We start from the raw sequence: 586 nt of genomic DNA, 5'->3' as shown, positions 1-586 counted from the left end.
AGAGTGAAATCTGTTCTAGCAGAAAACGAAAGCCAGTTTTCTCTTCTAGATTACTCTCCTTTGCATAATGATTATGCCTTTGTTGTGCGCAGAGATATTCAAGATTTTGTCGCTGTGCGTGACTTATCTGAGGTCGCGAGCTCAAACCGAAAGTGGGTGTTTGGCATTGAACCAGATTATCTCGAGTATCGGGATCATGACGGATGGGAAGCACTCGCCAAGTTTTATGGATTTAATCTCGCCAACATCGAGATTAAGCAGATCTACGAGCGTGAAGATTTATACCGTGCCTTGAGGCTTGGTATGGTCGACGTGGGATTGGTGTATAAGACCGACCAAGAGCTGGATTTAGGCTACTTGCGCTTGCTTGAGGACGACAAGTTATTTTTCTCCCCTTACAACATGGTGCCCGTACTTAGAACAGATTTGCTGGAAGCAGAACCGGCACTAGTTAGTTCATTGAATGCCATATCAGGAAGTTTGAGCAATGAATTGATGCGCTACCTTTTGCAGCGTTATGAAATAGACGGTGTTGAGCTAGAAGTCATCAGTGAAGAGTTTTTGCTTTGTGTTGATGATCGTCATC

The 586-nt window shown here is 44.0% G+C and carries 1 protein-coding gene; it reads left to right on the top strand.

Annotated elements, in window-relative coordinates; genetic code table 11:
* Positions 1-586 (top strand): glycine betaine ABC transporter substrate-binding protein (locus A3739_RS01185; protein WP_197471929.1); only part of this gene is annotated, 586 nt, incomplete at both ends.

The organism is Oleiphilus sp. HI0067, from assembly GCF_001635735.1.
The sequence above is the reverse complement of the archived record's forward strand: the minus strand, read 5'-3'. Positions and strand labels throughout refer to the sequence as shown.